The organism is Pseudomonas sp. RIT-PI-AD, assembly GCF_025642785.1.
Lineage (GTDB): Bacteria > Pseudomonadota > Gammaproteobacteria > Pseudomonadales > Pseudomonadaceae > Pseudomonas_T.
Genome location: NZ_JANZKU010000058.1, coordinates 1 through 1,712 on the forward strand (window position 1 = coordinate 1; position 1,712 = coordinate 1,712).

A 1,712-nucleotide genomic window follows, 5' to 3' on the forward strand; every position below is an offset into this window, starting at 1 on the left:
GGTCACCGGGGTACCGAGCATCGCCTCCGGGTCGAGGTCCTTCTGCTCGCTCTTCATCGTCACCGCGAAGTCGAACAGCCGGGAAATCTCCTCGCGGCCGCTCAACGCGGCGAAGCGCAGCACGGTCGGCCCCAGGGCCGTGGTGACGTTGAGTACTCGGTTCATTAGCCCGCCTCCATGCAGAGTCCAGCACGATATCGCATACAGCGATGCACGTCAGTGCGTCAATTTCACATGGAACTGCAGACTCAACAATTGACATTCAGTAAATGTCGAGCATGTCTCATTTTATTGGGTAGAAAAAAGTAGCATGGATGTACCAAAAGATGCCCAAAATATACCTGTTGGTCGATAGTGGACTTATATCAAAACTAATATTCTCTATAAATATGCCTCCATTTCCTAATCGATATCCATGTTCGGTGACGGCTTCGCTATATCTCGAATCTATTAAAAATAACATGGGTGAGGTATAGGAAATTAAGACTCAGCCAATAGTGGTTTTTTTTCGATCCTGTCGAGACGGTAGTTTCTGAGCAGTTAACGACACCTTGCTTCGACCGTCGCTATGCGTGGCGACCGGTAGCAATGATGTTCATGACTGTCCTCCGTGTGGGGAAGGCAAGCTTGGCAAACCAGGACAAGAAGCACTAATCGACCAATCGTGGACGCTAGGTGTTTGGTCCCGGGGAGAACTGGTCTATGGTATGAGCCTCTTTCGTAGAAGGCGACCAGTTCGAGGTGGCTGGCCGGCGTTACAGCGTCATTGGTTACGCCGAAAGCACCGACGACGGGATTGTCCGGGCGCTGTGGGTCGACCCGCTATGAGCTTGCAATCACCCTGCAGGGCGAGACGATGGCGCGGGCGCGCTTGCAGGCGATCGGCAAGTCACTCGATCCGGTGCTGCGTGGGTCGCTCAACACCACCGCGCGCCGGGCGAGGAAAGAAATTTTCGTCCCGGCCTTGGCGCCACTGTTCAAGCGGTCGTGGCTCAACAAGCGCCTGGTGATCAAGTTGGCCGGCACGCGCCGACTCAATGCCCGGATCATTCCCTCCAGCTCGGGGGTGCCGGTGCTGGACCGCCAGGGCTGGCGATTCATTCCGCTGGCGCTCACCCGGGCGCGCATCACTGTCCCGGGCCTGGGTGGTAGCGCGAAGACGGCGGCGGGGTTCGTGAACCCGGCCGGCGCGAAACAACAGCCGCTGGCCACCCGGAGCGAGAAGGCGCGCAACCCCAAGCGTCCCAAGGGCGGCCCGACGACTTATCGCTACGAGTGGGCCCTGCGCGCCGCGCTGTCGCCGAGCGTCGCCTACTACTTCGGTCAGGTGGCAAACAACCGGGCCGCGGCCCTTATCGGCTCGATGCTCCAGCAGGAGCTGGAACGCCGGCTGCGCGAAGCCGAGGCCAAAGCCCGCTGACCCTGGAGACCCCATGCGAGGACCGAAAATTACCGCCGCGATTGTCGCGCGGCTGGAACAGATCCGGCCGGCCAATGGCTACGCCACCGACGTAAAGGGGGTCGAGCTGGGCGAGCAGGTACGCGACGGGGACCCGCTCCCCCGCGTGCTGCTGCGCTGGGGCGACGACCACACCGTCGAGCGCACCCTCGGCAGCGTTCGCCGCAGCCGCGGCTACGAGATCGAAGGGGTTTTCCCGAAGTCCGCGCCATTCGCCGAGCTGGAGCGCTTCCACCACGACGTGCTCCGGGCG

The 1,712-nt window shown here is 60.6% G+C and carries 1 protein-coding gene and 1 pseudogene; both read left to right on the plus strand.

The genetic code is table 11. The features are described from left to right. Positions 1-856 precede the first annotated feature (856 nt). Positions 857-1,420 carry a hypothetical protein gene (locus OGL92_RS21980; RefSeq protein ID WP_263147999.1) on the plus strand — a complete coding sequence of 188 codons (564 nt, stop codon included), beginning with the start codon at positions 857-859 and terminating at the stop codon, positions 1,418-1,420. Between the two features lie 13 nt (positions 1,421-1,433). Further along, positions 1,434-1,712, plus strand: a pseudogene (locus OGL92_RS21985) (hypothetical protein); the annotation flags it as partial.

Bases quoted from the DNA above. Each gene is read 5' to 3' on its own strand.
- OGL92_RS21980 (WP_263147999.1), top strand. From the start codon at position 857: ATGGCGCGGGCGCGCTTGCAGGCGATCGGCAAGTCACTCGATCCGGTG.